The organism is Streptomyces amakusaensis (assembly GCF_039532665.1).
Taxonomy (GTDB): Bacteria; Actinomycetota; Actinomycetes; order Streptomycetales; family Streptomycetaceae; genus Streptomyces; species Streptomyces amakusaensis.
Genome location: NZ_BAAASB010000026.1, coordinates 1 through 25,930, shown reverse-complemented (window position 1 = coordinate 25,930; position 25,930 = coordinate 1). Strand labels below are relative to the sequence as shown.

At 70.9% G+C, this 25,930-nt stretch carries 27 protein-coding genes and 1 pseudogene; 17 read left to right on the top strand and 11 right to left on the bottom strand.

Translation table 11 applies throughout. The annotated features are described in order from the left end of the window. Nucleotides 1-337: 337 nt before the first annotated feature. Nucleotides 338-1,153, top strand: a complete 816-nt coding sequence (locus ABD371_RS31860; protein WP_344484807.1) for a calcium-binding protein — start codon at nucleotides 338-340, stop codon at nucleotides 1,151-1,153. 179 nt (nucleotides 1,154-1,332) lie between these two features. Here the strand turns inward: ABD371_RS31860 and ABD371_RS31855 are convergent, their stop codons facing one another. The 3 genes from ABD371_RS31855 to ABD371_RS31845 all read right to left on the bottom strand — a co-directional run bounded on the left by ABD371_RS31855 (nucleotide 1,333) and on the right by ABD371_RS31845 (nucleotide 3,166). Continuing rightward, entirely contained in the window at nucleotides 1,333-1,569 is a 237-nt protein-coding gene (locus ABD371_RS31855; RefSeq protein WP_344484804.1) for a hypothetical protein, read from the bottom strand. A gap of 495 nt (nucleotides 1,570-2,064) precedes the next feature. Further along, nucleotides 2,065-2,541: a DUF6228 family protein gene (locus ABD371_RS31850; RefSeq protein ID WP_344484801.1), complete on the bottom strand. Its 477-nt coding sequence runs from the start codon at nucleotides 2,539-2,541 to the stop codon at nucleotides 2,065-2,067. Nucleotides 2,542-2,551: 10 nt separating this feature from the next. Further along, the gene (locus tag ABD371_RS31845) at nucleotides 2,552-3,166 is read right to left on the bottom strand and encodes a DinB family protein (protein ID WP_344484798.1); all 615 of its coding nucleotides are present in this window, start codon (nucleotides 3,164-3,166) and stop codon (nucleotides 2,552-2,554) included. Between the two features lie 172 nt (nucleotides 3,167-3,338). Here ABD371_RS31845 and ABD371_RS31840 point away from each other — a divergent pair, with 172 nt between their 5' ends. The 4 genes from ABD371_RS31840 (at nucleotide 3,339) to ABD371_RS31825 (ending at nucleotide 5,611) form a co-directional block, all read left to right on the top strand. After that, nucleotides 3,339-3,866, top strand: a complete 528-nt coding sequence (locus tag ABD371_RS31840; protein WP_344484795.1) for an HAD domain-containing protein — start codon at nucleotides 3,339-3,341, stop codon at nucleotides 3,864-3,866. Nucleotides 3,867-3,994: 128 nt separating this feature from the next. After that, nucleotides 3,995-4,480 carry a helix-turn-helix domain-containing protein gene (locus ABD371_RS31835; RefSeq protein WP_344484792.1) on the top strand — a complete coding sequence of 162 codons (486 nt, stop codon included), beginning with the start codon at nucleotides 3,995-3,997 and terminating at the stop codon, nucleotides 4,478-4,480. A 53-nt stretch (nucleotides 4,481-4,533) separates the two neighbouring features. After that, on the top strand, nucleotides 4,534-5,157 hold the full coding sequence (locus ABD371_RS31830) for a hypothetical protein (protein WP_344484789.1): 624 nt from the start codon (nucleotides 4,534-4,536) through the stop codon (nucleotides 5,155-5,157). Nucleotides 5,158-5,266: 109 nt separating this feature from the next. Continuing rightward, nucleotides 5,267-5,611 (top strand): DUF2516 family protein, encoded by a 345-nt coding sequence (locus ABD371_RS31825; RefSeq protein WP_344484786.1) that lies wholly within the window; start codon nucleotides 5,267-5,269, stop codon nucleotides 5,609-5,611. A 38-nt stretch (nucleotides 5,612-5,649) separates the two neighbouring features. On the opposite strand, the gene ABD371_RS31820 is transcribed toward ABD371_RS31825, so the two are convergent. The 3 genes from ABD371_RS31820 to ABD371_RS31810 all read right to left on the bottom strand — a co-directional run bounded on the left by ABD371_RS31820 (nucleotide 5,650) and on the right by ABD371_RS31810 (nucleotide 9,312). Further along, nucleotides 5,650-6,882, bottom strand: coding sequence for a PP2C family protein-serine/threonine phosphatase (locus ABD371_RS31820; protein ID WP_344484783.1), 1,233 nt, complete (start codon nucleotides 6,880-6,882; stop codon nucleotides 5,650-5,652). 279 nt (nucleotides 6,883-7,161) lie between these two features. Further along, on the bottom strand, nucleotides 7,162-8,352 hold the full coding sequence (locus ABD371_RS31815; RefSeq protein ID WP_344484780.1) for a C40 family peptidase: 1,191 nt from the start codon (nucleotides 8,350-8,352) through the stop codon (nucleotides 7,162-7,164). 174 nt (nucleotides 8,353-8,526) lie between these two features. Continuing rightward, nucleotides 8,527-9,312 (bottom strand): class I SAM-dependent methyltransferase, encoded by a 786-nt coding sequence (locus ABD371_RS31810; RefSeq protein WP_344484777.1) that lies wholly within the window; start codon nucleotides 9,310-9,312, stop codon nucleotides 8,527-8,529. Nucleotides 9,313-9,551: 239 nt separating this feature from the next. On the opposite strand from ABD371_RS31810, the gene mshA reads away from it, so the two are divergent. From mshA to ABD371_RS31790, 4 genes are all read left to right on the top strand, one after another. Next, nucleotides 9,552-10,892: a D-inositol-3-phosphate glycosyltransferase gene (mshA, locus tag ABD371_RS31805; RefSeq protein WP_344484774.1), complete on the top strand. Its 1,341-nt coding sequence runs from the start codon at nucleotides 9,552-9,554 to the stop codon at nucleotides 10,890-10,892. Next, nucleotides 10,885-11,397: a type III secretion system chaperone family protein gene (locus tag ABD371_RS31800; RefSeq protein WP_344484771.1), complete on the top strand. Its 513-nt coding sequence runs from the start codon at nucleotides 10,885-10,887 to the stop codon at nucleotides 11,395-11,397. Before mshA ends, ABD371_RS31800 begins: the two co-directional genes overlap by 8 nt. Before the next feature lie 91 nt (nucleotides 11,398-11,488). Continuing rightward, complete coding sequence (locus tag ABD371_RS31795) at nucleotides 11,489-13,111, top strand: MFS transporter (RefSeq protein WP_381735247.1); 1,623 nt, start codon at nucleotides 11,489-11,491, stop codon at nucleotides 13,109-13,111. Between the two features lie 243 nt (nucleotides 13,112-13,354). Then, complete coding sequence (locus tag ABD371_RS31790; protein ID WP_344484768.1) at nucleotides 13,355-14,392, top strand: trypsin-like serine peptidase; 1,038 nt, start codon at nucleotides 13,355-13,357, stop codon at nucleotides 14,390-14,392. A gap of 30 nt (nucleotides 14,393-14,422) precedes the next feature. Here the strand turns inward: ABD371_RS31790 and ABD371_RS31785 are convergent, their stop codons facing one another. Continuing rightward, nucleotides 14,423-15,739, bottom strand: coding sequence for an MDR family MFS transporter (locus ABD371_RS31785; RefSeq protein WP_344484765.1), 1,317 nt, complete (start codon nucleotides 15,737-15,739; stop codon nucleotides 14,423-14,425). Between the two features lie 209 nt (nucleotides 15,740-15,948). On the opposite strand from ABD371_RS31785, the gene ABD371_RS31780 reads away from it, so the two are divergent. Further along, nucleotides 15,949-16,707 (top strand): phosphoglyceromutase, encoded by a 759-nt coding sequence (locus tag ABD371_RS31780; protein ID WP_344484762.1) that lies wholly within the window; start codon nucleotides 15,949-15,951, stop codon nucleotides 16,705-16,707. Between the two features lie 123 nt (nucleotides 16,708-16,830). Here the strand turns inward: ABD371_RS31780 and ABD371_RS31775 are convergent, their stop codons facing one another. The 3 genes from ABD371_RS31775 to phoU form a co-directional block, all read right to left on the bottom strand. Further along, nucleotides 16,831-17,667: a LamG domain-containing protein gene (locus ABD371_RS31775; RefSeq protein ID WP_344484759.1), complete on the bottom strand. Its 837-nt coding sequence runs from the start codon at nucleotides 17,665-17,667 to the stop codon at nucleotides 16,831-16,833. Nucleotides 17,668-17,817: 150 nt separating this feature from the next. Beyond that, nucleotides 17,818-17,967: a hypothetical protein gene (locus tag ABD371_RS31770; protein ID WP_344484756.1), complete on the bottom strand. Its 150-nt coding sequence runs from the start codon at nucleotides 17,965-17,967 to the stop codon at nucleotides 17,818-17,820. Between the two features lie 221 nt (nucleotides 17,968-18,188). Next, complete coding sequence (phoU, locus tag ABD371_RS31765) at nucleotides 18,189-18,866, bottom strand: phosphate signaling complex protein PhoU (RefSeq protein WP_344484753.1); 678 nt, start codon at nucleotides 18,864-18,866, stop codon at nucleotides 18,189-18,191. A gap of 203 nt (nucleotides 18,867-19,069) precedes the next feature. Here phoU and phoR point away from each other — a divergent pair. Beyond that, a pseudogene (gene phoR / locus ABD371_RS31760) lies at nucleotides 19,070-20,267 on the top strand (two-component system sensor histidine kinase PhoR); the annotation flags it as partial. A gap of 313 nt (nucleotides 20,268-20,580) precedes the next feature. Then, nucleotides 20,581-21,252: a two-component system response regulator PhoP gene (gene phoP, locus ABD371_RS31755; RefSeq protein WP_020610279.1), complete on the top strand. Its 672-nt coding sequence runs from the start codon at nucleotides 20,581-20,583 to the stop codon at nucleotides 21,250-21,252. A gap of 129 nt (nucleotides 21,253-21,381) precedes the next feature. Here the strand turns inward: phoP and ABD371_RS31750 are convergent, their stop codons facing one another. Then, on the bottom strand, nucleotides 21,382-22,086 hold the full coding sequence (locus ABD371_RS31750; protein ID WP_344484741.1) for a DUF461 domain-containing protein: 705 nt from the start codon (nucleotides 22,084-22,086) through the stop codon (nucleotides 21,382-21,384). 755 nt (nucleotides 22,087-22,841) lie between these two features. Between ABD371_RS31750 and ABD371_RS31745 the strand changes: the two genes are divergently transcribed. The 5 genes from ABD371_RS31745 to ABD371_RS31725 all read left to right on the top strand — a co-directional run. Further along, complete coding sequence (locus tag ABD371_RS31745; protein WP_003953493.1) at nucleotides 22,842-23,324, top strand: CarD family transcriptional regulator; 483 nt, start codon at nucleotides 22,842-22,844, stop codon at nucleotides 23,322-23,324. A 275-nt stretch (nucleotides 23,325-23,599) separates the two neighbouring features. After that, nucleotides 23,600-24,346 (top strand): 2-C-methyl-D-erythritol 4-phosphate cytidylyltransferase, encoded by a 747-nt coding sequence (gene ispD / locus ABD371_RS31740; RefSeq protein WP_344484738.1) that lies wholly within the window; start codon nucleotides 23,600-23,602, stop codon nucleotides 24,344-24,346. Beyond that, nucleotides 24,333-24,860 carry a 2-C-methyl-D-erythritol 2,4-cyclodiphosphate synthase gene (gene ispF / locus ABD371_RS31735; RefSeq protein WP_344484734.1) on the top strand — a complete coding sequence of 176 codons (528 nt, stop codon included), beginning with the start codon at nucleotides 24,333-24,335 and terminating at the stop codon, nucleotides 24,858-24,860. The genes ispD and ispF overlap by 14 nt, the downstream gene beginning before the upstream one ends. A 134-nt stretch (nucleotides 24,861-24,994) precedes the next feature. After that, complete coding sequence (locus tag ABD371_RS31730; RefSeq protein ID WP_344484731.1) at nucleotides 24,995-25,399, top strand: PPOX class F420-dependent oxidoreductase; 405 nt, start codon at nucleotides 24,995-24,997, stop codon at nucleotides 25,397-25,399. 155 nt (nucleotides 25,400-25,554) lie between these two features. Beyond that, the coding region (locus tag ABD371_RS31725; protein WP_344484728.1) for a class I tRNA ligase family protein at nucleotides 25,555-25,930 on the top strand (376 nt) is incomplete at its 3' end.

Sequence of the window (25,930 nt, the reverse complement as noted above, 5' to 3'; positions counted from 1 at the left end):
GACTCAATGATCACGCTTCTCGGCGTGTCGGGTTCTCCGTGCCCGCTCGCCGCGTTGCGGGCTGGCCGAGAATGGTCGGCCAGGGGGTGGGGCGGCGCTGTGCGGGGCGGTTCGGCGGCCGATCACCCGGTGATAAGAGGCGAGTTCAGGGCGGTGGCGACTCGCTTCGGCGGCTCGGCTCCCGTTATCACTCATAGAATCTTCATACATTGATGCAACCATTCACAGACCCCCCTTGTCTGGACTTGATGAGTCAGCAGACTCATAGACCTCCGGGCACCCAGAGGGCGCGTGCGTCGCGTCTTGGAGCCCCCTCTGAACTGGGAAAAATATGCGCATGCGTGCATCTGCCGCCGTCGTGACGGGCGCCCTGGCGCTCACGTCCCTGGTCGCTCCGGTCGCACAGGCCGACGACAAGCCCGGCTCGGACGCCCCCCGTTCGGCGTTCGCGGCCAAGGGCGCGGACGACATCCAGCTCGGCGACACCAAGGTCTCGAACGTCGTCGTCAACGGCGGCAAGCCCGTCGCGGCCGGCACCGGCAACGCGAAGTTCAAGGTGACCTTCACGGCCAGCGACAACTCCGGTGTGGAGGCGGCCGACGCCTACATCTGGCACGGCACGGCCGGTAACGAAGACGGCCTCGTCTTCCCTGTGGAGAACTCCGCCAAGTGCGGCACCGGTAAGACGGTCACCTGCACGGTCACCTTCGTCGTCGAGCCGGAGTGGGACCTGTACAAGAACTCCTTCGGCACGAACTGGAAGGTCGCCGCCAGTGCGGACGGCGCGGACGGTGACCTCACCATGAAGGACAACCTCAAGTCCTTCAACATCCAGCGCGCGGCCAAGCTCACCGTCAACGCCTCGCCGGAGCCGGTGAAGAAGGGCAAGACCCTCACCGTCACCGGTGCGCTGACCCGCGTCAACTGGGAGACGATGAAGTACGCGGGCTACACCGTCCAGCCGGTGCAGCTCCAGTTCCGCAAGAAGGGCACCAAGGCCTACTCCACCCTCAAGACCGTGAAGACGGACAAGAAGGGCAACCTGAAGACCACGGTCAAGGCGACCGTCGACGGTGACTACCGCTACAGCTTCGCCGGCACCACCACCACCCAGGCCGTGAACTCGGGCGGCGACGCCATCGACGTCCGCTAGTCCCCGCACCGCCAGGGGCCGGGTTCACCGGCCCGGGTGCTGACAGTGCCCCCGAGCCCTTCCGGGCCGGGGGCGCTGGCGTCGGGCCCGCCCGACGCCGGGGGCCGCACGGGAGTACGGCCGGCCGGGTGGGCCCGCTGTCGGGGCGCGCGGTCCTCGCGGACCGTCGCCCGATGCCGCTACTTGAAGAGCTTGCCGTCGAACTTGGCCCAGTCGTACATCTGGTGGACTGCCTGGCCCAGGATCGGGATGCTGATGTGCTCGAAGACATCCTCGATCAGGTCGATGTCGCCGGTGTTGTAGATCAGCGGTCCGTTGATGTTGATCAGGCCGCCGGACAGAATGCCGGAGCGCGGCTGCTGCTCCTGAGCGTGCGCCGTGCCGCTCGACATCGTGAGGGCGATGCCCGTCGCCACCAAAACCGCAAACCCCGCACTGCGTACGCGACGCTTCATTCTCTTTCTCCGCTTCTGGGAACTCACATGTCCGGATTCGGCCCAGCGTCGATCGCCCGTCGAGACGGGTGGGATGAACTGAGGGTGTCGCCACTGGGGCCGAAGTGACCGTCAGCTTGCCACCGGGTCAAGGGCAAGTAAAGTGCCTGGTCAGCAAGGTGTTGATCTTGGCTGATTCTCGATGGGTGCGCTCCCATCGGCTCGTTCTCATCGGCAAATCCCGCCCGGGGAGGCCCCGCTCGGGCGGTTGGCCGCAGGGGCGTGTCCATCGCGTACTTTCCTGCTCCAGGCCCCCAGGGGCGGGCCGTGAGGTACGCCCGGCGGCCCGCCGCCGAGCCCGGTTCGGCAATTTCCGACCCGTATCGACGCCGAACGCGCCCTCGATGGGCTATGGCTGACGGTGGCTCAATCTCTACTATGGATTCCGGACATTCCGCCTCGATCTCTGATCGAGCGTCAGTTCTCCTGCTCCGGTTCCCCGGTGAGGAAGTGCCGGACGTCCGCCGCCAGCGCCGCCATCTGCTCACCGGCCTCCAGCCATGTGGTCACCGAGGCGCTCCAGCCGCCATCGGCTTCCCGCCACGGGCGAAGCGTCCACGTCAGACCGATCCGCCCCCGTGAGCGGAAGACGGCCGACACCACCAGGTCCCGGTCCTCGGTCTCCCAGCGCCGCTCCCCCTCCCACCCCCGGTACCCCGCCGCCAGCTCCTCCAGAAAACCCGGAAGCCCCGCCTCCAGCGTCCACGCCACAACCCCGTCCACGCGCGCACTCATCCCGGGAGCCCGCAGCTCCACCGCGTACTCCACCCGCTCCGCATCGAACCGGAACCGATCGAGGAGCCGCACCCGAGCGGCGGACCCCTCCCGGAAACGGAGGGTCACGCCCGCCGTCCCGTCTGTGTTGTTCGTGTTGTCCCTGTATGGGTCGGTCATGAGCGAAACACTAGGCCGGTTCGCCGTCCCGGCCGTGTTCCCGACCGGCTTCCCGGGCGGCCTTCTCCACCCGGTCGCGATGCCTCTCCCACCAGGCCGGGTCACCCGAGGCCATGCCGGTGTTGTTCTCATTCATCCCCACGGCCCCGTCAAGCAGTTCGCGGAGGATGTCGGCGTGCCCGGCGTGCCGCTGCGTATCGGCGATCATGCGGATCACAGCGTGATTCAACGTCACCTCGTCCCGCCCGTCCGGCCACCACGGCACCCTGCCGACCGTGTCCAGCTCCAGCGCCTCGATCGTCGCGTCCGTGTGCGCCCACGCCCGGCGGTAGAGCCCCACGACGTCCTCGCGCGACTCGTCGGCCGTGACCCACATGTCGCCATTGGACTCGGCCGCCTCCGCCATCCACGGCAACTGCTCCCCGGACGGCCGCCCGAAGGTGTCGCCGAGATAGCCCAACTCCATGCTTGCCACATGCTTGACCAGGCCCAGAACATTCGTCCCGGTCGGCGTCAGCGGGCGGCGCGCGTCGTACTCCGAGAGCCCTTCGAGCTTCCACAGCAGGGCGTCGCGGGCGGACTGGAGGTAGTAGCGAAGGACATCCTTGGGTTCCGATTCGACCATGGCCCCAGTCTGGTCTCCGTACGGACGGCGTCCACCGTTTTTCCGCTCGTCGCAGGGGCCTGTGGGCGAGGAGAAAGCCCTGCCGGCCCTGGTGGGCCCCACCCCCGCCTCGTGGCCCGGGTGATCGGTGACTGGCGGCCCTGACCACCCGCCGAACCGCTACCGTGCGGACATGACCGGTCCGCGACAATCTCCCCTTCTCTTTCTCGACATCGACGGCCCCCTCATTCCCTTCGGCGCGCCACCCCGGCTGTACCCGGACGGCTACCCGACGTACGACCCGGGCCCCGGGCGGCCGACAGCCACCGGGAATCCCCTGCTGACCAGGATCAATCCCGCGCACGGGCCCCGACTGACGGCGCTGGGATGCGAGCTGGTGTGGGCGACGACCTGGATGGCCGACGCGAACGAATACGTCGCCCCTCTGCTCGGTCTGCCCTCCCTCCCCGTAGTCGTCTGGCCCGATCCCTCCCCCGACGACCGCGAGCCCGGCGGACTCCACTGGAAGACCCGCCCCCTCCTCACCCACGCCGCCGGCCGCCCCTTCATCTGGGTCGACGACGAGATCTCCCCCACCGACCGGAGCTGGGTGACGAACCACCACCCGTCCCGAGCCCTCCTCCACCGCGTCGACCCCCGCCACGGCCTCAGGGACGCGGACTTCGCGGCGCTCACGGAGTGGCTGCGCGCGCTCCGGTGACATGGAGGACGGCGGGCGACCGCACCGCGGCCTGCGGACCCGCAGGAGTGGCGCTCCCGTCTGTGGCGCGACACACTATTGCAAGCATCTGCTTGCAATAGTTAGCAAGGGTGGTGCACCATCGAGGCATGGCATCACTCAACGTCGGCAATCTCGGTGAGTACCTCCGCGAGCAGCGGCGCAACGCTCAGCTCTCGCTTCGGCAGCTCGCCGACGCCGCCGGGGTGTCCAATCCGTATCTCAGTCAGATCGAGCGCGGGCTGCGCAAGCCGAGCGCGGAGGTGTTGCAGCAGGTCGCGAAGGCGCTGCGGATCTCCGCCGAGACGCTGTACGTGCGGGCCGGGATTCTTGACGAGCGGGATCGGGACGAGTTGGAGACGCGGGCCGTGATCATCGCGGACCCGTCCATAAATGAGCGGCAGAAGGCCGTTCTGCTCCAGATCTACGAGTCCTTCCGCAAGGAGAACGGATTCGAGACCGCGCCGGGGGCGGACGACCCGGACGCGAGCAAGCAGCCGGAGCCGGGTACGGAGCCGGAGGCGGAACTGAAGACCGGCGGGGAGTCCGTGGTGCGGAAGGAATCCGGCACGGATGATCCGGGTGCCGTGGGCTGAGACCCAGGCCGGTCGACCCTCACACTGAACTGCGTTCCAGGAGGACCACAGCAATGGCCATCACCGATGACCTCCGCAAGACGTTCACCGACCCCACCCCCCTCTACTTCGCCGCCGGCACGGCCGACCTCGCCGTCCAGCAGGCCCGGAAGGTTCCGGCGCTGCTGGAGCAGCTCGCCGCCGAGGCTCCCGGCCGGATCGAGGCCGTGCGGAACGCGGATCCCAAGGCTGTGCAGGAGAAGGTGAGCAGCCAGGCCAAGGAGGCCCAGGCCACCGTGCAGGCCAAGGTCAACGAGGTCTTCGGCGGGTTCGACGCCGATTTCAAGAAGTTCGGCGAGACGGCTCAGGATCTCGCGCTGCGCGGGGTCGGGGTGGCCGCCGAGTACGCGGTGAAGGCCCGGGAGACCTATGAGAAGGTCGCCGAGCACGGTGAGCAGACGGTGCGGAACTGGCGTGGCGAGGCGGCCGAGGAGATCACGGAGATCGCCGTGGCCGTCGAGCCCGAGCCGGTGCGGCGGGAGTCCGTGAAGACGGAGCCTGTGAAGACGGAGCGGGTGCGCACCGAGCCCGCGGGGACGACGTCGGCCAATGGCCGCCCGGCCAGGCCGGCGGCCCGCAAGCCGGCCGCCGAGCGCAAGGCGGCGGCCCCGAAGAAGAGCACGCCGCCCGCCGAGTAGGCGCGGGGGAGAGCGGGGGCCGGACACCTTTGTGGGTGTCCGGCCCGTTCTCCGGGTACGTTGGCGGCGAGGCGCTTGTCTCACTCACTAGGCCTAGGCGGTGCCGAGCATGTTGCGCACGAATTTCGAGTTCACCCTCTGGCTCGTCGTGGACTTGATCTGTCTGACCACGGCCGTGATCGCGCTGGTCATGGCGGCCCTCGCCCGTGAGGACGCCTATCGCGCCGCGGACAAGCAGACCAAGAGCTTCTGGCTGGTCATCCTCGGCGTCACCGTCGCGGTGAATCTGTTCGTCTCGATGCTGTTCCTGTCCCTCGCGGGACTGATCGCGACCATTGTCTTCTTCGTCGATGTGAGGCCCGCGCTGGCGCAGGTCTCCGGCGGCGGCCGAGGGCGGCGCGGCGGCGGCTCCAGCAGCGACGGACCCTATGGCCCGTACAACGGCGGACGGTAGAAGTCCGAAGGGGCTCTCCCCGGGGAGAGCCCCTTCGCTCAGCCCCTGCTCAGCAGCAGGACCGCCACATCGTCGGTCAGCTCGCCCCCGTTGAGTTCGCGTGCCTCCGACACCGCCGACTCGATCAGGGCCTCGCCCTCCAGCCCCGCCGACAGCCTGCGGTTGATCATCTTCAGCATTCCCTCGTCGCCGAGGCGCTGCTTCTCGCCGGGGCCCGAGCGGCCCTCGATCAGCCCGTCCGTGTAGAGCATCAGACTCCAGGCCCCGCCCAGCTCCACCTGGCGGCGGGGCCAGCGGGCGCGCGGCAGCAGACCGAGCGCGGGGCCGCCGCTCCCCTGCGGCAGCAGCTGTGCGGCCAGGCCGCCCCGGGTGATCAGGGGTGAGGGGTGGCCGGCCAGGCAGATGCCCGCCCGCCGTCCGTCGGGCGCTATGTCGACCGTGCACAGCGTCGCGAAGATCTCCTCGCTCTCCCGCTCGTGCTCCAGCACCCGCTGGAGCGTCGAGAGCAGCTCGTCCCCGCACAGCCCCGCGAAGGTCAGCGCGCGCCACGCTATGCGCAGCTCCACGCCGAGGGCCGCTTCGTCGGGGCCGTGGCCGCAGACGTCGCCGATCATCGCGTGGACCGTGCCGTCGGGGGTGCGGACCGTGTCGTAGAAGTCCCCGCCGAGCAGCGCGCGGGAGCGCCCGGGCCGGTAGCGGGCGGCGAAGCGCAGGTCGGAGCCTTCGAGGAGGGGAGTGGGCAGCAGCCCGCGCTCCAGCCGGGCGTTCTCCTGGGCGCGCAGCCGTGACTCGGAGAGCTTGCGCTGGACGGTGTCGGCGCGCTTGCGCTCCACCGCGTATCTGACGGTGCGGTGCAGCAGCCGGCCGTCCAGCTCGTCGCGGAAGAGATGGTCCTGGGCCCCGAGCCGGACGGCCTCGGCGGCGCGCTCGGTGTCGGCCGACGTGGTCAGCGCCAGGACGGCGTGCCGGTCGGCGAGGCGCAGCACCTCGCGGAGCGCGCCCAGCTCGGCGTCGGCCGGGCCGCCGGGCAGTGCCAGGTCGACCAGGACGCAGTGGACGTCGTCGGTGAGCAGCCGCTCGGCCTCGGTGAGGTTGCGGGCGCTGCGGATACGGATCCGGGAGCCGGCCGTGTCGGCGGGCTCGGGTACGGAGAAGGTGCCGGTCGGGTCGTCCTCGATCACCAGCAGGACGAGGTCGCCGTCGGCGGCGGTCTCCGTGGCGACGGTCTCCGCCGCGGGGGCGGTGCGCTGGTGCGGTACGGGTACGGGCATGTGTCCGGGTTCCTTCCCTCCCCCCGAGGGCGCGGCGGGACGACGAGCGACGCTCCGCCAGACGGGGACACTAGCGGTAGCCTCCGGTGCGGTGGAATGAGGAGGGCGGGCACTGACGCCATATGCCGGGAATCGACGGGCGGTTGGCGGCTCTGTCATGACGAACATCACCCCCTCGGGCACAGCGGGTGGCCGCTCCGGCACGGCGCGCGTCCGGCCGTGCGGCCCGGTGTCCGGGACCCGTCCCGGACCGGTCGGGACCGGTCGGGACCGTCCCGGTCACTTGTCGGGGCGCACCACTCCGAGGATCTTCATGGAGCCCGCGCCCGCGACGCTGACGTTCCGGCCGGGCCGGGGGGCGTGCACGATCGATCCGTCGCCTATGTACATGCCGACATGGCTCGCGTCCGCGTGGTAGATGATCAGGTCGCCGGGGCGCATGTCCTCGACCGTCACCCTGGGCAGCTGTCGCCACTGCTGCTGCGAGGTGCGCGGTATGGTCCGCCCGGCCGAGGCCCAGGCCTGCGAGGTCAGCCCGGAGCAGTCGTAGGATCCGGGGCCCTCGTCCCCCCAGCCGTAGGGCTTGCCCAGCTGGGCCGAGGCGAACTTCACGGCCTTGGCGCCCTGGCCGCTCGCGCCGCCGTCCCATCCGTCGGCCGTCTCCCCGGACGTGTCCCCCGAGGTGTCGCCGCCCGCGGTGGGGCTGTCCGCCGTCCCGGCGGCTGCCGCCCGCTCGCGCTCGCGGGACTCCAGCCACCGCGCCTGCGCCTTCTCGGCCGCCTCCCGCTCCAGCTCCAGCAGCCGGGCGCGCTCCTTCTTCTCCAGCCGCCGCTCCATCTTCTCCGCCGCGGCGATCTTCTCGGTGATCTCCTTCTTGGCCTTGTCCCGCGTGACGCGGGTGGCCTCCAGCGCTCTCCACCGGGCCCCGGCGTCATGGGCGTAGGTCTTCAGCTCGGACTGGGCCCTCTCCAGATCGCGGAGGAGGTCCTTGGTGGCCTTCATGCCCTGCTTGACGCGGTCGACGCCGTCCAGGAAGAGACGGGGGTCGTCGGTGAGGACCAGCTGCGCCTCGGCGGGCAGGCCGCCGCCCCGGTACTGCGCGCGGGCGGTGGCCCCCGCCCGGTCCTTCAGCTCCTGGATGCGCTTCTGGCCGTCGGCCGTCCGCTGGGCGAGCGCGGTGATCTCGGCGGACTGCCGCTCCGCCTCCTCCTCGGCGAGGTTGTACGCGTCGGTCGCGGACACCGCCTGGTGGTAGAGGCCCTCGATCTCCACCCGCACCCTGTCCAGGGAGTCCTCGGCGCTCTCCCCGGCGCGGTCCGGCGGCTCCGGGGCCCGGGGGAGGAGGGGCGCGGCCGGGGCCCCCGCCGTGCGGGGGGAGAGGGGGGAGGCGGACGCCATGCCCGACGACGCCGGCACGGCGAGTGCGCAGAGCACGGTGAGCGCGGCGATGGCACAGCGGCGTCGGTTCACGACTCCCCCTCCGATGACCAACTGATTTACCGTCAGTAACTTACGGGCGCTGCCGTGATGGTGCCACGGCGGCCCCCGGAGCGACAGAGGGCCACCGGTGGACGGCCCCCGCGTCGACTCCCACGCACCGGTGACGAACAGCGGGTCCCGAGCGTTCCCCATTCGTACATACGTTCACTCGTTCGAGGGAGCCAGCGCCGCCCAGTCCACGGTGACCTCGCCCTGCCGCCACCGCTTCGGGCCGTCCCTCAGCGGCCAGTCCCTCCCCAGCTCGCGCACCGCCCGCATCCAGCGCTGCCGCGCCCCCAGCGAGGCGTACGGCGCCGCCGCCGCCCACGCCCGGTCGAAGTCCCGCAGAAATGCATGGACCGGCTCACCCGGCACATTGCGGTGGATCAGCGCCTTCGGGAGCCGTTCCGCCAGGTCGGACGGGCGGTCCAGGGAGCCCAGCCGGGTCGCGAAGGTCACCGTGCGCGGGCCCTCGGGCCCCAGCGCCACCCATACGTGCCGCCGGCCGATCTCGTCGCAGGTGCCCTCGACCAGCAGTCCGCCCGGCGCGAGCCGCCCGCACAGCCGCGCCCAGACGGCCGCGACCTCGCCCTCCTCGTACTGTCTGAGCACATTCGCCGCGCGGATCAGCAACGGCGGCTCCGGCACGGGAAGCTCGAAGCCGCCGTGGCGGAAGCTCAGCCCCTCGACGGCGTACGGCTCGGCCGCGGCGACCCGCGCGGGGTCGATCTCGATTCCGACGACCTCGCAGCGCGGGTCCGCGGTGCGCAGTCGTCGCAGCAGCTCCAGGGTGGTCCAGGGGGCCGAGCCGTAGCCGAGGTCGACGGCGAGCGGCCGGGCGGCGCGGCGCAGCTCGGGGCCGTGGGCGGCGGCGATCCAGCGGTCCATCCGGCGCAGCCGGTTGGGGTTGGTCGTCCCGCGGGTGGGGGTGCCTACGGGGCGGGTGCTCATGGAAATGAGCCTAAACGGCCGGACCGGGCCCGCCCGCGCCCCCTCCGTCCGGCCCGGCGGAGGCCTGCCCCGGCCCGGCGGAGGCCTGTCCCGAGCGGCCCGCCCGGGGAACCAATCGCGCCCCCCGTTCGTAATGATTTGGCAAAGTGCCGGAGCCCGGGAAATGGAAGGGAAGGCTCCGCTGTTGAGGGCCGTGGAAACCCGGCTCTGCCCATGCCGGAACGAGGAGGAACGACGACGTGAGCCAGTACGTCTCCCGCCTCGGCAGCGGCTTCCTGCCCCCCCGGATCAGATTCCCCGGCGGGCACCGCAGACCGCGCCGTATCGCGATGCTCAGCGTGCACACCTCCCCGCTGCACCAGCCGGGCACCGGCGACGCGGGCGGGATGAACGTCTACATAGTCGAGCTGGCCAGACGGCTCGCCGCCATCAACATCGAGGTGGAGATCTTCACCCGGGCCACCGCCGGCGGCCTGCCCCCCTCCGTGGAACTCGCGCCCGGCGTGCTCGTACGCCATGTCGACGCCGGCCCCTACGAGGGCCTCGCCAAGGAAGACCTGCCCGGCCAGCTCTGCGCCTTCACCCACGGCGTGATGCGCGCCTGGGCCCACCACCGCCCCGGCCACTACGACCTCGTCCACTCCCACTACTGGCTCTCCGGCCATGTGGGCTGGCTCGCCGCCGAGCGCTGGGGAGTCCCCCTCGTCCACGCCATGCACACCATGGCCAAGGTCAAGAACGCCTCCCTGGCCGACGGCGACACCCCGGAACCGGCCTCCCGGGTCATCGGCGAGACCCAGATCGTCAACGCCGCCGACCGGCTGATCGCGAACACCGCCGAGGAGGCCGACGAGCTGGTCCGCTTCTACGCGGCGGACCCGGCGAAGGTCGCCGTCGTCCACCCCGGGGTGAACCTCGACCGCTTCCGCCCCGCGGACGGCCGGGCCGCCGCCCGCGCCCGCCTCGGAGTGCCGCAGGACGCCTTCGTCCCCCTCTTCGCCGGCCGGATACAGCCGCTGAAGGCCCCCGACATCCTGCTCCGCGCGGTCGCCCGGCTGCTGGAGCGGGACCCCTCGCTGCGCCCCCTGCTCCATGTCCCCGTCGTCGGCGGCCCCAGCGGCAGCGGTCTCGCCAAGCCCGAGGGCCTCCAGAAACTGGCGGCGGGCCTCGGCATCGCCGATGTCGTCCACTTCCATCCGCCGGTCCGTCAGGAGGCGCTCGCGGACTGGTTCCGCGCCGCGTCCGCGCTGGTGATGCCCTCGTACAGCGAATCCTTCGGTCTGGTGGCGATCGAGGCCCAGGCGGCGGGCACCCCGGTGGTCGCCGCGCGTGTCGGCGGGCTCCCGGTCGCCGTGCGCGACGGGGAGACCGGAATCCTCGTCGACGGCCACGACCCCGGCGACTACGCGACGGCGCTGCACCGGCTGCTCGCCCACCCCCCGCGCACCGCCCGGATGGGCGCGGAGGCGGCCCGGCACGCCGAATCCTTCGGCTGGGACACCGCCGCCGCGGCCACGGCGGACGTCTACACGGCGGCGACCCACGAACACCGCCGCCGGGTACGCTCGCACCATGTCTGACGCGCGGCGGCCCACGGAAATCATCGAGCGCGCCCTGGCGGACGCCGATCTCGGCTGGGAGAGCCCGGAGCCGGGCACCTTCGTGGTCACCCTCCCCGGCACCCGCAAGCTCGCCACCACCTGCTCCCTGCGCGTCGGCAAGCACTCCCTCTCCGTCAACGCCTTCGTCATCCGCCACCCCGACGAGAACGACCCGGCGGTCCACCGCTGGCTGCTGGAGCGGAATCTGCGGCTGTACGGGGTGAGTTACGGCATCGATCACCTCGGCGACATCTATCTGACCGGCCGGCTCCCGCTCTCGGTGATCACGCCGGACGAGGTGGACCGGCTGCTGGGGTCGGTGCTGGAGGCCTCTGACGGGGCGTTCAACACTCTGCTGGAGCTGGGCTTCGCCGGGGCCATCCGCCGCGAGTACGACTGGCGGGTCTCGCGCGGGGAGTCCACCAGGAACCTGGACGCGTTCACCCATCTGACCGGCGCGGCCCGCGACTCCGAGCCCGGCTGACCCCTCCCGTCGCCCGGCCGGCCCCTCCCGCCCCCCAGGGCCCGCCCGGCTCTGGGTGCGGGGGACCCCACCCCGGGGCAGAATCCTGCCCATGCGCGACAAAAAGGGTGAAACCGGGGATCGGGCGGGTGCCGGCCCCGCCGCGCCTCCTCCCGCCGGGGGGACGCGTCCCGGGCCCGCGGGCTCCGCCAACCAGACCCTCGCGCTCGCCGCGATGATGTTCGCCGTCGCGATGACCTTCATCGATCAGACCATCGTCGCCATCGCCGCCCCGGACATCACCGACGAACTGGGACTCACCGCCTCCGGCATGCGCTGGGTGGTCAACTCCTATCTGCTCGCCCTCGCGGTCTGCTTCGCGCTCGGCGGCCGGCTGGCCGACATCCACGGCCACCGCCGGATGGTGCTGATCGGCACCCTGATCTTCGTCATCGCCTCGGTGCTCTGCGGCTGTGTCCCGGCGACCGGCTTCGCCCAGAGCTGGATGATCATCTTCCGCGCCGTCCAGGGCGTGGGGGCCGCCCTGCTGTTCCCCGCCGCGCTCGCCGTGGTCACCGCGGTCTTCCCCGTGGAGCGCCGGGGCCGCGCGATCGCGCTCTTCTTCGGCGTCTCCGGCGGCCTCACCGCGATCGGCCCACTGCTCGGCGGCTGGCTCACCGCGTGGACCTGGCGCGCCATCTTCTGGGTGAACGTGCCGGTGGCCGTGATCGCCATCGTCCTCACGGTGCTCGCCCGGATCCCCAACACCCCGCGCGAGGAACGCCTCGACCTGCGGGGAGCGGTCCTCATCGCGGCCGGCATGGGCCTGAGCGTGCTGGGCCTCCAGCAGGCCGCCGGCTGGGGCTGGGGCTCCGCCGCCACCTGGGGCTGCATCCTCGGCGGACTGCTGCTGCTGGCCGTCTTCTGCGTCTACGAGCTGCGGGTGCCGGAGCATCCGCTGATCAAGCTGAGGGTCTTCCGCGACCGGGCCTTCAGCGTCGACACGGCGGTGCTGTTCTTCGGGATGCTCGCCTTCGTCCCGCTGTTCTTCTTCGCCTCGGTGTACGCGCAGGTCTCGCTCCGGAAGTCGCCGAACGAGGCCGCTCTCTACCTCCTCTACTTCTTCCTCGGCTTCGTCGTCGCCTCCCAGCTCGGCGGCCGGATGCTCGACAAACGGGGGGCCCGGCCGCCGATGCTGCTGGGCACGGCGATCGGCACGGCCGGATTCGCCCTGTGGGCGGCCAAACTGACGGACCTCTCGTACGCCGCGCAGTGGCCCTATGTGGTCCTGTCGGGCGCGGGCATCGGCCTGCTGCTCGCGCCCGCCTCGACGGACTCGGTCAACCGGGCGATCGACGCCTCGTACGGAGAGGTCACCGGCATCACCCAGACGGCGCGCAACTACGCGGCGGCGGTGGGGCTCGCGGTGTACGGGACGGTGCTCAGCCATGTCACCGTCGACAAGGTGGCCGCCACCCTCCACGCGGACGGCATGTCCCGGGAGGAGGCCCGCCGCGCCGCCCACGGCATCGCCCAGTCGGTGGCGGGCCACGGCGACGGACGGGGGACCGGCGACGGTTCGGTGACCGCCGCGCTGGGGCAGACGGGGCACGCGGTGCGGATGGACTTCGCCGAGGCCAACCAGTGGGTGTTCTACGGAATGGCGATCGCCCTGGCGGTCGCGTTCCTCTGCGCGCTGGCGCACCCCGGCACCCGGGTGACCGCCGACTCCTGAATTCCGAAGCCCTCCCTTTCAAGGGTGACCTGCACCACATCTCTTTCCCGAGCGGTCCGTCCGCTTATGGCGCTCCGCGTACCCGATTCACAGGCCAATACCGCTGGACAGAGGCCGGCTCGGGATTCCCCGCTCCCGGCGCGCGGCTCATCCGTGCCCCGCTCGCGCTGTCTGTCCCGGCCGCTTCGGTGGACGATGTGGCATCTCGGCAACACCCCGGAAAAGGATGCCCCCTTGCGCCCCATGAGACGTGCTCTTCTCTCCTCGTTCGTCGTCACGACCCTGGTTCTGGGACCGGGCCGACTCGCGGTCGCCGAACCCGTCGGCGGTATACCGCCCGTAGGTGCGGGCGCGGGTGACGCCTCGTCCGGCGACGGCTCGTCCATCGTCGGCGCGACTCCCGAACTGTCGAACGGCGAAGACGTCGACTCCCGCGCCGAGGCGCTCGAAGCCGGGAAGTACTGGACCGCCGAGCGCATGGCGCGTGCCATTCCGGCGGACAACCTCCTTCCCGCGCCGCCCACCGGACCAGCCACTCGCGCGGCGGGCCCCACGGGCAGGCCCGGGAGCACCCCGGCCGCCTCGCCGACCGCGACACGGCCCGGCGGGCGGGCCGCCCGTATCGCGGACACGGCGTCGGTCGGCAAGGTGTTCTTCAAGAACCCGGTCAACGGCAAGAATTACGTCTGCTCGGCGGCGGCCCTCAACAGCCCGTCGAAGCAGATGGTGGTCACCGCCGGGCACTGCGTCAACACCGGCGGCTCCAAAGGCACCGCGGGCCGGTGGATGCGGAATTGGACGTACGTCCCCCGCTATCGCGACGGGGCCCGGCCGTTCGGAACCTTCGCGGCCAAGCATTTCCGCTCCTTCAGCGGCTGGACCGACCACAGCGATCTGGCACGGGACGTGGCCATGGTGACCACCTGGCCGCTCAACAACAAGAAGCTCGTGAATGTCACCGGCGGCCACGGACTCAGCTGGAACTTCAGCCAGAGGCAGGCGACGACCGTCTTCGGATATCCGGGGAACCACGGCAAGGGCAAGTCCCAGCGCGTCTGCCGGGGCAAGACCCGCGCCGCCGGAGCGTCCTACAGCGAATTGCGGTGCGACTTCGGCAGCGGGGCCAGCGGCGGCCCCTGGCTCCGGGAGTACGACGAGGCCAAGGGGCTCGGCCGGCAGAACGGCGTGATGAGCACCCGCAACCGCGACGGCTGGAACCGGACCCCGTACTTCGACACCGCCGTCAAGCGGCTGTTCGACGCTCAGGGCAGCAAGACCTGACCCCGGCGCCCCCGCCCGGCCCGAGCCCGCTCAGACCTTGCGCGCCGCCTCCGTGACAAGCGCGGGCTCCACCGGCTCCACCAGCTCCACCGGCTCCACCGGCTTCTCCGCCACGACGGGCTCCTCCACCACGTCCTGGGGGAGATTGCGCATCAGCGCCCAGTACCCGAGCCCCGCGACCGACCCCAGCACCGCGCACATCCCCCACAGCCAGTCCGCCCCGAACCGGTCGATCACCACACCCGCCACCAGCGGGGCGACCAGCATCGCCACCGACCAGGTCATCGTGTACATCCCCTGGTAACGCCCCCGGCCGTGCACCGGCGAGAGACGGACCACCAGACCGGTCTGCGTCGGCGCGTTGACGATCTCGGCCAGCGTCCACACGACCACCGTCAGCGCGTACAGCCCGATCGACCCGGCGAACGCGGTCAGCCCGAAGCCGTACCCCGCCAGCACCGAGGAGAGGATCAGCAGCCTGCGCGGATCGCGGTGCTCGATGAACCGGGTCACCGGGATCTGGAGCGCCACGATCAGCACCCCGTTGAGCGCCATCACCGTGCCGTAGTCGGAGGCCGAGAGCCCGTCCTGGCCCATCGCCAGCGGCACCCCGATATGACCCTGCATGAAGATCAGCGCGATCAGGAACGACAGCCCGACGACGCCCATGAACCGCCCGTCGCGCACCACGGTCATCAGCCCGACCGCCGGCTCCGCCGCCCCGCCGGCCGCCGGGCGCTCCGGCCGCGACTCCGGCAGCTTCACGAAGATCAGAATCGCGCAGGCCAGCGTCATCGCGGCCTCGCCGAGGAAGCCCGCCAGATAGCTGTACTCGGCGATGAAGCCCGCCGCCACCGCGGAGATCGCGAAGCCCAGATTGATCGCCCAGTAGTTCAGCGAGAACGCCCGCACCCGGTCCTTCGGCGGCACGATGTCCGCCATCATCGCCTGCACGGCCGGCCGGGAGGCATTGCTCGCCGCGCCCACCAGACACGCCACGGCCGCGATCGCGACCGGATGGTGGACAAAGCCCAGCGCCGCCACGGACAGCGCGGTGGCCACCTGGGAGATCAGCAGCGTGGGCCGCCGCCCCAGCCGGTCGGCCATCACCCCGCCGGCGAGCGAGGCGACCACCCCGCCCAGCCCGTACAGCGAGACGACCAGTCCGGCGTACGCGGCCGAGTGCCCCCGGTCGGAGGTGAGGTACAGCACCAGAAAGGTGGCGACGAACCCCCCGAGCCGATTGACCAGGGTGCTCGTCCACAGCCACCAGAACTCCCGGGGAAGCCCCGACACGCTCTCCGAGACGGCGCGGCGCGCACCGGCGAGCAGACCGGCTGTGGACATGGATCCCCCCAGGACCTTCGGCAGATGGCAATGTAAGTGGCGCTTCGGCGGGTCGAACGTTACTTACCCGGCCGCCCCGGCGGCCAGTCAATTGACGTGGACCGTCAAACGTCGCCGCCCGCCAGGCCGAACGCCGTGGATCACCCCGACTCGTCCGACGCGCGGACCGAGGAGGAAGAGCCGCACACCCGTCCATTAGGCTCGGACACATGGCCGACGCACCGTACAAGCTGATCCTCCTCCGCCACGGCGAGAGCGAGTGGAACGCCAAGAACCTGTTCACCGGCTGGGTGGACGTCAACCTCACGGAGAAGGGCGAGAAGGAGGCGGTCCGCGGCGGTGAGCTGCTGAAGGACGCCGGCCTGCTCCCCGACGTACTGCACACCTCGCTCCAGAAGCGCGCGATCCGCACCGCCCAGCTCTCGCTGGAGGCCGCGGACCGCCACTGGGTCCCCGTGCACCGCTCCTGGCGGCTCAACGAGCGCCACTACGGCGCGCTCCAGGGCAAGGACAAGGCCCAGACGCTCGCCGAGTTCGGCGAGGAGCAGTTCATGCTCTGGCGCCGTTCCTACGACACCCCGCCGCCCGCCCTTGAGGACGGCACCGAGTTCTCGCAGAGCGACGACGCCCGTTACGCCACCATCCCCCCGGAGCTGCGCCCGCGCACCGAGTGCCTGAAGGACGTCGTCGTCCGGATGCTGCCCTACTGGTACGACGGCATCGTCCCGGACCTGCTGGCCGGCCGCACGGTCCTGGTCGCCGCCCACGGCAACTCGCTGCGCGCGCTGGTCAAGCACCTCGACGGCGTCTCCGACGAGGACATCGCCGGTCTGAACATCCCGACCGGCATCCCGCTGGTGTACGAGCTGGACGCCGACTTCAAGCCGCTCAAGCCGGGCGGCACCTACCTCGACCCCGACGCGGCCGCCGCGGCGATCGAGGCCGTGAAGAACCAGGGCAAGAAGTAGTTCCAAGCTTGATCAAGCCCCCTGCCGGCGGATTCTCCGCCGGCAGGGGGCTTGATGGTTTCCCTGGACCGCCCGTGGGCCGTCAGGCGCTGCCGCGTGCCGGCCTCAAGGGTCCCGGGGCGCTTACAGCTCGGGCAGCGCGGTCAGTGCCGAGAGCTGCTGGATCGCCGTGGCGCTGAGGGCTCCGGAGTACGCGCGGACCTCGTCGACCGCACCGGCGAAGTGCTCCCCGCCGGCGGCGACCGCCGAGCGGCCCACCTGGAGGCCGCCCGTCGCCTGCCACGAGGTGGTGTCGGCGGCGGTCGACGTCGCCGCCCGCTGTCCGTTGACATGGAGGCGCAGTTCGCCGGTGGGGGCGTCGAAGACCACGGCGAGGTGGTCGCCGGAGCCGTTGGGGTCGGTGCTGGGCAGCCGCTGGTCGTCGCTGACGACCACACGGGGGGCGTCCGGCCGGTCCTCGGTGGCCACGACGGCTTCCCAGCGGCCGTTGGCGGGCTGGTACCGGACGGCGATCCGGTCGGCACCCGCGCCGGGGAGGGAGAGGACCGTCTGGGTCCGCCCGTCGGCGGTGTTCAGCAGGGCACGGGCGGCGATCGTGAAGCTTCCGTCCCCGCTCACGGGAGCCGTGGCCGTCTGGGCCCAGTCGCCCACGCCGTCGAGCCGCAGCTCTCCGCCGCCGACCAGGGCGGGCGTGTCCCAGAGGCCGTCGGACCAGCGGATCGAGGAGTCGCCGTGCAGCGCCAGGGGCTGAGCGCCGGCCTGCGTATTGGGCGAGAGACCGCCGGACGCGGATTCCAGCGGCCAGTAACCCTTACGGCTCGGCGGAGCCTCGGTGGCGGTGCCGGTGCCGGTGGTGGTGGCGTTGTCCGCCTCGGCGGCGTTCGCCGGGAGCGCTCCCAGCGTGAGCGAGAGCGCGGCCGCGGACAGTGCCGAGGCGACGGCGCGGTGAGCGAAGTTCATGATCCCCCCTGGATCCTGTGCCGGATTTCGAAATGATCTTCGATTCCGGGGCGGGGGAACCGCAAGGTATTTTCGGCCCGAAGGACCGGACCCCGGCCGTACCGAGACGATCCGGTGCGGCCGGGGCCCTCCCCGGGCGTGCCGCCGCGATCAGCCGCAGCCGCCGCCGCACTGGCACGACCCGCCGGACTGGCAGCCGCAGCCGCAGCCCGAGCCGCAGCCGCAGGCGGCGAGGGTGGAGAGTCGTCCCACCTCGGTGGGGTTCTCCTGCCGGGGATCTGATGTGGGGAAGTCGGCCATGGGCCCTCCTCATGAGCGTACGAGCCGTACAGGACGTACGAAACATGTCCGCACAGAGCCGTACGGTCGGCCTCGACGGCGAGCACGAGAGCCGCCCGCACGGTGTACGGGGCATGGCTGTGCCGGGCGGGCGCGAACGGCCGCCCCCGCCATTGGACGCCCGCCGGCGCGGGCGCATCAACAGCGCGCGGAGGCACAGCCCCGGTCCCCGAGTGCGGGGACTACGCGCCCTCCACCGGGAGCGTCGCCTGAAGCTCGTCCGCGTGCTCGCCGGTGACCAGGTAGACCACCCGCTTCGCCACCGACACCGCGTGGTCGGCGAACCGCTCGTAGTAGCGGCCGAGCAGCGTCACATCGACCGCAGTCTCGATGCCGTGCTTCCAGCGGTCGTCCATCAGATGCTGGAAGAGCGCGCGGTGCAGCAGATCCATCTCGTCGTCGTCGGTCTCCAGCTGGAGCGCCAGATCGACGTCCTTGGTGATGATCACCTCGGCGGCCTTCGCCATCAGCCGCTGTGCCAGCTGACCCATCTCCAGGATCGTCGCCTGGAGATCCCTGGGCACCGCCGAGTCCGGGAAGCGCAGCCGGGCGAGCTTCGCCACATGCTGGGCCAGATCACCCGAACGCTCCAGGTCGGCGCTCATCCGCAGCGAGGTCACCACGATCCGCAGATCCGTGGCCACCGGCTGCTGCCGGGCCAGCAGCGCGATCGCCCGTGCCTCCAGATCGTGCTGGAGGTCGTCGACCTTCTGGTCGGCGGCGATCACGGTTTCGGCCAGCTTGAGATCGGCGTCGAGCATGGCCGTGGTGGCGCGCCCGATGGCCGACCCCACCAGCCTGGCCATCTCGACCAGGCCCTCCCCGATCGAGTCCAGTTCCTCGTGGTACGCGTCCCGCATCGAGTTCCCTTTCAGCTGCTTGTGAACAGAGGTCCGGATGGGGCTCTCGGACCCCCACGGTCCCACGGTCGGTCCGAAACGCGTCGGGGGCCTCCCGGTCATATGAACCGGCCCCGTCCCCCCGGTGAACTCTGGGCGACGAGTCCCCGGGGGGCTACCCGATTGGCTGTGAGCATGTCGGCGGGCCCGCCTAACCTGGAAGCATGGACGTGAACGCGGCGGTCGCCGCAGTGGCTGCGATCGCCGGTCTGCTGACCGGCGTGATCGCCATGCTGGCGTTTCGCTGGAGCGAGCGTGACCAGCGCAGACCCACCCGCACCTCACTGCACACCGATGCGGTGCTGCCGCCGGGTGTGGACACCGTGCTGTCCGTTCTGCGCTCCTCCGCGGTCGTCCTCGACGAGAGCGACTCCGTCGTCAAGGCCAGCTCCGCGGCGTATGCGCTGGGTCTGGTCCGTGGCGGAAAACTGACGGTCGAGGCCATGCTCCAGATGGCCCGCGACACCCGGCGGGACGGCGAGATACGACAGGTCGAGCTGGATCTTCCCCGCCGCGGCACCGGCCGCGGCGAGGCGCTCGCCGTGTCCGCCCGGGTCGCCCCCCTCGGCTCGCGTCTCGTTCTCCTTCTCGTCGAGGATCTCACCGAGGCCCGGCGGATCGAAGCGGTACGGCGGGATTTCGTCGCGAATGTCAGCCATGAGCTGAAGACCCCGGTCGGCGCGCTCTCACTGCTCTCGGAAGCGGTCATGGACGCGTCCGACGACCCCGAGGCGGTCTCCCGCTTCGCCGGGCGGATGCAGATCGAGGCGACCCGGCTCACCAATCTCGTCCAGGAGCTGATCGACCTCTCCCGGGTGCAGAACGACGACCCGCTGGAGGACGCCGAGCCGGTACGGGTGGACGAGCTGGTCGCCGAGGCCATCGACCGCTCCCGGCACCCCGCCTCCACCAAACAGATCACCATGGCCAGCGGAGGCACCTCCGGGCTGCACATCTGGGGCAACCGCGGCAAGCTCGCCGCCGCCCTGGGCAATCTGGTGGAGAACGCGGTCAACTACTCGCCGGCCCGCACCCGCGTCGGCATCTCGGCCCGCAGGCTCCCCTCCCCGGGGGGCGAGGCGGGCCAGAGCGGGGGCTTCGGCGGGCTGATCGAGATCGCCGTCACCGACCAGGGCATCGGGATACCCGAGAAGGACCGCGAGCGCATCTTCGAGCGGTTCTACCGGGTCGACCCCGCCCGCTCCCGCGCCACCGGAGGAACCGGCCTCGGTCTGGCGATCGTCAAACATGTGGCAGCCTCGCACGGCGGGGAAGTCACGGTCTGGAGCACCGAGGGCCAGGGCTCCACCTTCACGCTCAGACTTCCCGAAGCGGGCTCCACCCGCGACCGTACGGCCTCCGCCCGCGAAGGCGGATCCGGAACGGAGACCGGCGGCGAAACCGGAACCGGAACCGAAACCGAAACCGGAACCGGAGCCGCCTTCGGCTTCGGCTTCGGAACCGATCCTCACCCTCACGCAGTGCCCGACCCTCACCTTCACCCTCACCCCGGAACCGGCCCTCAGCGGGAAACCGGCCCCCACCCCGGAGCCGGCTCCCCCACCGGAACCGACACCCGCCGTCCGGATCGCCTCGACCAGCAGTACGACGACCGGCCCTACGACACCGATCCACACACCGACATCCCTGCCCCGGAGGTCCTTCCGTGACCCGAGTGCTCGTCGTCGAGGATGAGGAATCATTCAGCGACGCCCTGTCCTACATGCTCCGCAAGGAAGGCTTCGAGGTCGCCGTCGCGACCACGGGCCCCGAGGGGCTCGATGAATTCGAACGCAACGGCGCCGACCTCGTCCTTCTCGACCTGATGCTGCCCGGCCTGCCGGGCACCGAGGTCTGTCGCCAGCTGCGCGGCCGCTCCAATGTCCCGGTGATCATGGTGACCGCCAAGGACAGCGAGATCGACAAGGTCGTCGGACTGGAGATAGGGGCCGACGACTACGTCACCAAGCCCTTCTCCTCGCGGGAGCTGGTCGCCCGCATCCGCGCCGTGCTGCGCCGCCGCGGCGAGCCGGAGGAGGTCACCCCGGCGGCCCTGGAGGCCGGCCCCGTCCGGATGGACGTGGACCGCCATGTGGTCACCGTCTCCGGCGGCAAGGTCGATCTGCCGCTCAAGGAGTTCGACCTGCTGGAGATGCTGCTGCGCAACGCGGGCCGCGTCCTCACCCGGATGCAGCTCATCGACCGGGTCTGGGGCGCCGACTACGTCGGCGACACCAAGACGCTGGACGTGCACGTCAAGCGGCTGCGCGCCAAGATCGAGCCCGACCCGGGCGCGCCGCGCTATCTGGTGACGGTCCGCGGCCTCGGGTACAAGTTCGAGCCGTAGCCGAGCCCGGGGCCCCTCCACCCGTGCGGACGGACGGGCCCCACAGCGGAGACAGCGGAAACGGGTGGGCCCCGCCGGAGAAGATCCGGCGGGGCCCACCCGTCACGCGTTGCGCCGCGAGTGCGGCCGTCAGCTCGCGGGCTGCGAGGCGGAGTCCGAAGCGGAGTCCGAAGCGGAGTCGGAGGCGGCGTCGGACGGGCGGTCCGTGGCCTTCTCGCCGCCCGGCGCGCCGCTCGCGGCCTCCGAGGGGGAGCCGGACGCCTCGGGAGACGGGGCGGCCGGGGTCGGCAGGCTGCTCGGGCCGAACTCCTCGAAGTAATCCGTCGAGGGGACCACGAAGGCATTGAGCTTGACATCGCCGGTGTCGCTGAGGCGGAAGACCGTCTCCTGGACGCCGCCGATGTTCGCGGTCAGCGCGGTGCCGTCCTCGATCACCGCGGTGGCGTTGCCCTTGCCGCCGATCACGACCGAGCCCAGCGCGGGCACGGTGATCGGGCCGGAGCCCTTGGCCGGGGCGAGCTTCACGGTGCCGGCGCCGCCCGCCAGGGTGACCGACTCGATGGTCTGGTCCTCCTGGCCGCCGTTGAAGACCGTCGCGGAGACGACCGCGGGACCCGCGGCACCGGCCTCCGGCTGGGTGATCACGTTGGCGTTCTGGATGATGATCTTGTCGACCGTCGCCTCGGCGGTGTCCGGCTTGATGCCGAGGGACTGCGCGTTGTTGCCCGCGCCACAGGCGGTCAGCGCGGTGAAGGACAGCGCGACAGCGGTCACGGCGAGGGCGCCGCGGCGAAGGCGGAGGACGCCCCCGGGCGGAGTTTGGGGGAGGCTCACGGCGGCGGCATCTCCTTGGACGTGCGGGCTGACGGTTGACGGGTCGGTCGAACCGGCGCAATGGCGGCCGGGCCCGCGTGAGTTCGCGATACCGTCCGAGATCACCTCAGTTCGCCGCCAGATTACAGAGCCGCCGCGCCGGGGTCGCACCCGACCCGCCCCTTCACGCCACAGCGGCCTCAGGGGTCTCTCGCCCATGCCTTCCCCCCACCCGTCACGACTCTTCCCGGCGGCCCTTCCGGCGGTGTTTCGGCCGTCCGTTCGGCACCCGTTCCGGATCTCGTTCGGGGCCCTGTTGCGGGTGGTGTTCCAGGGGTGTTCCGCGGGCATCGAGCCGAAGTTCCGGGCCGGCTGTTTACGGGCCCGCTCACATATCACCGATGATCAATTCCGTCCCCCGGAGAGCATTCCCGGGAATACCTTCGGCGTGACTTCGTTGATCAATTCCGGATTCCCGGCCGAAGCGTCCGTACGGGTGACCGACGGCCGAACGGAGTAGGGGAAGTTCACCGTCGAGAACCCGGCAAATCGGGACGTTCACCCTCTCCTGAGCGGCTCAGGCCCGGCGTGGCGCACTCGTTTCCCTTCCCTTGTGCAGCCGCTCCCACCTGCGAATACCCCCTTCCGGAACCCGTCCGCAGCACGATCCTGTCGTTGTTGTCAAGCCCCGAGATATGCCCTGACCTGCGAAAACGCCATTCAGAAGAAGCTGTATCCGTGTTACCCTGGATAGCCACGGAAGGGGTACCTGTCACATGACGTTCAAGGTTGGCGACACCGTGGTCTATCCCCATCACGGGGCCGCGCTGATCGAGGCCATCGAAACTCGCCAGATCAAAGGCGTGGACAAGACCTACTTGGTGCTCAAGGTCGCCCAGGGCGACCTGACGGTTCGTGTGCCGGCGGACAATGCGGAGTTCGTCGGTGTGCGCGATGTGGTCGGCCAGGACGGGCTCGACCGGGTCTTCGAGGTGCTGCGCGCGCCGTACGCCGAAGAGCCGACGAACTGGTCCCGCCGCTACAAGGCAAATCTTGAGAAGCTCGCGTCCGGCGATGTCATCAAGGTCGCCGAAGTCGTGCGCGACCTGTGGCGCCGTGAGCGTGAGCGCGGTCTTTCCGCAGGTGAGAAGCGAATGCTCGCCAAGGCTCGCCAGATCCTGGTGAGCGAGCTCGCCCTCGCGGAGAACACCAACGAAGACAAGGCCGAGGCTCTGCTCGACGAGGTCCTCGCGTCCTGACGCACGACGCACCAATGCCGCGGTGCCCGCTGACGTGCCATGATCATCTTTGATCACGGTACTGTCGCCGGGCGCTGCGGCATGTTCGTGTCCACCCCGCGGATCTCCCGCGAGGTGTCCCACGCACAGCAGCACCACCTGACTCCTGTGGTGTGCCGGGCCCGGACGGCTGGCGCAGACCAGTGGTCACGGAAGGGTCCGTCAAAGCGTCGCGCCCGGCACGCTGTGGCCATACCCATGTCGGCCAAGGAAACAAACCTGCCGGAGTGCAACCGATGACAGACGCATCGCAGCCGTCCCGCACCGCAGCCGTGATCCCGGCCGCCGGCCGGGGCGTACGCATGGGCCCCGGCGCCCCCAAGGCGCTCCGCACGCTCAACGGCACGCCCATCCTCGTCCACGCCGTCCGCGCCATGGCGGCCTCCAACGCCGTCACCCTCGTCGTGGTCGTCGCACCGCCCGAGGACACCGCCTCCGTACGGAACCTCCTCGCCGATCTCGCCCTCCCCGACCGCACCGACGTCCTCGTCGTGCCCGGCGGCGAGAACCGCCAGGAGTCGGTACGGCTCGGCCTCGACGCCCTCCCCGAGGGCATCACCACCGTCCTCGTCCACGACGCCGCGCGCCCGCTGGTGCCGGTCGACACCGTCGACGCGGTCATCGAGGCCGTCCGGGACGGAGCGCGGGCCGTCGTCCCCGCCCTGCCCCTCGCCGACACCGTCAAAGAGGTCGAGCCGGGCCCGGGGAACGCGCCCGAGCCCGTCGTCGCCACCCCCGAGCGGTCCAGGCTCCGCGCCGTGCAGACCCCGCAGGGCTTCGACCGCGCCACCCTGGTCCGCGCGCACGGCGTGCGGAGCCCGTCCGGCGAGGGCGCGACCGACTGCGCCGGGCTGGTCGAGCGGCTCGGCGAGCCCGTCGTGGTCGTGCCCGGACACGAGGAGGCGTTCAAAGTGACCCGTCCGCTCGATCTCGTACTGGCCGAGGCCGTACTCGCCCGCAGGAGGGCCAATGACGGCTTCTGACACCCCGCTGCCGCCCCTGCTGCCGCTCATCGGCGTCGGGACCGACGTGCACGCGTTTGAAGCGGGCCGCGAGCTGTGGTGCGCCGGACTCCTCTGGGAGGGCGAGGACGGCCTCGCCGGCCACTCCGACGGCGATGTGGCCGCCCACGCGGCCTGCGACGCCCTCTTCTCCGCCGCCGGCGTCGGCGATCTCGGCGCGCACTTCGGCACCGACCGCCCCGAGTGGTCCGGCGCCTCCGGGGTCACCCTGCTGACCGAGGCCGCCCGGATCGTCCGCGCCGAGGGCTTCGAGATCGGCAATGTCGCCATCCAGGTCATCGGGGTGCGCCCGAAGATCGGCAAGCGCCGGGCGGAGGCCCAGCGGGCCCTGTCCGGGGCCGTCGGGGCCCCGGTGTCCGTCTCGGGCACCACGACGGACGGTCTGGGCCTCACCGGCCGCGCCGAGGGCCTCGCGGCCATCGCCACCGCGCTGGTCCACCGCACCGCCGCACGGCCCGCCGGAGCGGCCGGCTGAGCCGTACGGAGGGATCGGCCACGCCATGTGGCCGGGGGTGAAATATTCACCGGGTGTGGCGTGGTTCACCCGGCGGGTACTGGTTACCCGGACGATCAACGATCGTTCCCGCCCGCCACCAGAAAGGCCGCACCATGACCGCCGCACTCACGGACGAGCTGAAGACGCTGCTCGACGGCCCCGTCTTCGTGCACATCGCGACCATTCAGCCCGACGGCAGTCCTCAGGTGTCCCCGGTATGGGTGAAGCGGGACGGCGACGATCTCCTGATCTCCACCACCGTCGGCCGGCAGAAGGAGAAGAACCTGCGCCGCGACCCCCGGGTGACCGTGGTCGTGCAGCCCTTCGACGCCCCGTACACCTATGCCGAGATCCGCGGCGCGGCCACCCTCACCACCGAGGGCGGCCCGGAGCTGATCGACGAGCTGTCCCGGAAGTACACGGGCAAGGGGTACGCGGAATTCAACCCCTCCTCCGCCCAGGACGCCCAGCGGGTGATCGTCCGGATCACCCCGCGCAAGATCGTCGGACGCGTCTGAGAACGATCGAGGCACCCTGACGGCGACTCGGAGACGTACCGGAGAGGTGTCGGCGACGTATTCGATCACACAGCCGACTTGTACGGGTGCACAAAGTTCGCCCCGCGATCCACAGGGGTCGCGGGGCACTGCTATACGGCCACTACCCTTGTTCCGTGACCATTCGCCTGTACGACACCAGCGCCCGGCAGATCCGTGACTTCACCCCGCTCATTCCGGGCTGCGTCTCGATCTACCTCTGTGGTGCGACCGTGCAGGCCGCCCCGCACATCGGGCACATCCGTTCCGGGCTGAACTTCGACATCATGCGCCGCTGGTTCGAGTACCGCGGCTACGAGGTCACGTTCATCCGCAATGTCACCGACATCGACGACAAGATCATCCAGAAGTCGGCGGAACAGAACCGCCCCTGGTGGTCGATCGGCTATGAGAATGAGCGGGCCTTCAACAACGGCTATGACGCGCTCGGGTGCCTGCCGCCGACGTGCGAGCCGCGTGCGACCGGGCACATCACCGAGATGGTGGAGATGA

Coding starts and splice junctions, on each gene's coding strand:
- ABD371_RS31860 (WP_344484807.1), top strand. CDS start 338: ATGCGTGCATCTGCCGCCGTCGTGACGGGCGCCCTGGCGCTCACGTCC.
- ABD371_RS31850 (WP_344484801.1), bottom strand. CDS start 2,541: ATGACCGACCCATACAGGGACAACACGAACAACACAGACGGGACGGCG.
- ABD371_RS31845 (WP_344484798.1), bottom strand. CDS start 3,166: ATGGTCGAATCGGAACCCAAGGATGTCCTTCGCTACTACCTCCAGTCC.
- ABD371_RS31840 (WP_344484795.1), top strand. CDS start 3,339: ATGACCGGTCCGCGACAATCTCCCCTTCTCTTTCTCGACATCGACGGC.
- ABD371_RS31835 (WP_344484792.1), top strand. CDS start 3,995: ATGGCATCACTCAACGTCGGCAATCTCGGTGAGTACCTCCGCGAGCAG.
- ABD371_RS31830 (WP_344484789.1), top strand. CDS start 4,534: ATGGCCATCACCGATGACCTCCGCAAGACGTTCACCGACCCCACCCCC.
- ABD371_RS31825 (WP_344484786.1), top strand. CDS start 5,267: ATGTTGCGCACGAATTTCGAGTTCACCCTCTGGCTCGTCGTGGACTTG.
- ABD371_RS31820 (WP_344484783.1), bottom strand. CDS start 6,882: ATGCCCGTACCCGTACCGCACCAGCGCACCGCCCCCGCGGCGGAGACC.
- ABD371_RS31810 (WP_344484777.1), bottom strand. CDS start 9,312: ATGAGCACCCGCCCCGTAGGCACCCCCACCCGCGGGACGACCAACCCC.
- ABD371_RS31800 (WP_344484771.1), top strand. CDS start 10,885: ATGTCTGACGCGCGGCGGCCCACGGAAATCATCGAGCGCGCCCTGGCG.
- ABD371_RS31795 (WP_381735247.1), top strand. CDS start 11,489: ATGCGCGACAAAAAGGGTGAAACCGGGGATCGGGCGGGTGCCGGCCCC.
- ABD371_RS31790 (WP_344484768.1), top strand. CDS start 13,355: ATGAGACGTGCTCTTCTCTCCTCGTTCGTCGTCACGACCCTGGTTCTG.
- ABD371_RS31785 (WP_344484765.1), bottom strand. CDS start 15,739: ATGTCCACAGCCGGTCTGCTCGCCGGTGCGCGCCGCGCCGTCTCGGAG.
- ABD371_RS31780 (WP_344484762.1), top strand. CDS start 15,949: ATGGCCGACGCACCGTACAAGCTGATCCTCCTCCGCCACGGCGAGAGC.
- ABD371_RS31775 (WP_344484759.1), bottom strand. CDS start 17,667: ATGAACTTCGCTCACCGCGCCGTCGCCTCGGCACTGTCCGCGGCCGCG.
- ABD371_RS31770 (WP_344484756.1), bottom strand. CDS start 17,967: ATGGCCGACTTCCCCACATCAGATCCCCGGCAGGAGAACCCCACCGAG.
- phoU (WP_344484753.1), bottom strand. CDS start 18,866: ATGCGGGACGCGTACCACGAGGAACTGGACTCGATCGGGGAGGGCCTG.
- ABD371_RS31745 (WP_003953493.1), top strand. CDS start 22,842: ATGACGTTCAAGGTTGGCGACACCGTGGTCTATCCCCATCACGGGGCC.
- ispD (WP_344484738.1), top strand. CDS start 23,600: ATGACAGACGCATCGCAGCCGTCCCGCACCGCAGCCGTGATCCCGGCC.
- ispF (WP_344484734.1), top strand. CDS start 24,333: ATGACGGCTTCTGACACCCCGCTGCCGCCCCTGCTGCCGCTCATCGGC.
- ABD371_RS31730 (WP_344484731.1), top strand. CDS start 24,995: ATGACCGCCGCACTCACGGACGAGCTGAAGACGCTGCTCGACGGCCCC.